Here is a 1,547-nt window from a genome sequence, read left to right as displayed (position 1 = left end):
GATGCGCCCGACGGGGATGCGCCCGACGGAGAGGGGGTGGATGCGGACGCCGAGGGCGCCGATCCCGACCCCGTCGAGACGCCCGCGCCTGCTCCGGCTCCTGCGCCGGTCCCGGACCCAGCCCCTCAGCCGCGGCCCGCGCCCGTTCCGAAGACGCGTCCCGACCCCGCGCCCGCTCCCACGCCTCGACCCGCCACGGTCGCTCCGGCCGCGAGCGGGCTGCCCGTCACGTTCCGCAGCGTTCCGTGGGGCGCGCGCGTGAAGGTCGACGGGGTCGATCTCGGCCCGACCCCCGTGATGGGCCACCCACTGACGGAAGGGTCGCACACCGTGGAGCTCGTGCTCGGCTCCGACCGGATCGAGAAGGTCATCCGGGTCGGCGCGCGGCACCCGAACAGCTACCGCTGGGCCGTCGCGGAGGGCTTCGAGGGCTGGCAGGCGTCGTTCTCGAAGTAGCCCGCCGATCGTCGGGGATGTGGCAAGATGAGCCATGTTCTGGCTCGTCCCGGCGGCCGTCGCCGCACCCACCCAGCTGTACTTCTCCGACTTCTGCAACACCGGCGCAGCGATCGAGTACAACGGCGACGCCTCCGAGAACACGTGCGAGATGCGGCTCACGCCGAGCCAGAGCTACCAGAACGGCACCGCGTTCGTGCGCGTGCCCGTCGACTGGAGCGCCACCTCGGCCTTCCGCACGCGGTTCGAGTTCGACATCAACGGCGGAACCCAGGGCAGCACCGGGATGGCGTTCGTCCTGCAGTCCGACCCCATGGGCTCCGATGCCCTGGGTCCCTGGGGGATCCCGATCGGCGTGGTCGACATCTCGCCCAGCGTGTTCGTCGAGCTCGACACCTACGACTCCGGCTCGATCGACCCGAACGGAAACCACATCGGGCTCGGCTTCGACGGCGATCTCGACACCGTGCAGGAGTTCGACCCCGGCAACTTCCTGAACAGTGGCCAGCCGCAGTTCGTGTGGGTCGACTACGACCAGGCGCTGCAGCGCTTCGAGATCTTCTACAGCCCGAACACCAACAAGCCGTCTTCTCCCCAGCTGACGCACACCGTCGACCTCCTCGGTCGGCTGGGATCTTCGTTCACCATCGGGTTCGCGGGCGCCACCACGTCCGGCCAGCCGAACGCCCACGAGATCGACAGCTGGACGTTCGAGGCCGACGAAGACCGCGACCACGACGGTCTGCTCGCCTTCGAAGACCCCTGCGACTCCGACCCGGGCACGGCCACCGACGCCGATGGCGACGGGCTCGCGGGGCTCTGCGACAACTGCCCCACGGTCTCGAACCCCACCCAGGCCGACAGCGATGGAGACGGCATCGGCAACGCCTGCGACCCGTGCCCGAACACGGCGACGGGGGGCGCCACCGACAGCGACGGCGACGGGCTCGGGAACGCCTGCGACAACTGTCCCAACGCGCCCAACCCCGCTCAGGCCGACGGCGACGGCGACGGTACGGGCGACGCCTGCGACGCCTGCCCTGCAGACCCCCCTCCCCACGACACCGACGGCGACGGGGTGTGCAACAGCG

Annotated in this window: 2 protein-coding genes; both read left to right on the top strand. The window is 70.7% G+C overall.

Annotated features, from left to right (window positions below; genetic code table 11):
- A partial coding sequence (locus tag R3A49_00010; GenBank protein MEZ5169115.1) for a PEGA domain-containing protein occupies nt 1-456 on the top strand: 456 nt, incomplete at its 5' end.
- Nucleotides 457-490: 34 nt separating this feature from the next.
- Nucleotides 491-1,547: thrombospondin type 3 repeat-containing protein (locus R3A49_00005; GenBank protein ID MEZ5169114.1), on the top strand; the 1,057-nt coding region annotated here is incomplete at its 3' end.

It is taken from the genome of Acidimicrobiia bacterium, from assembly GCA_041394025.1.
Lineage (GTDB): Bacteria > Actinomycetota > Acidimicrobiia > IMCC26256 > JAOSJL01 > JAOSJL01.
Note: the sequence above shows the minus strand (reverse complement) of the source record. Positions and strands in the feature narration are given on the sequence as shown.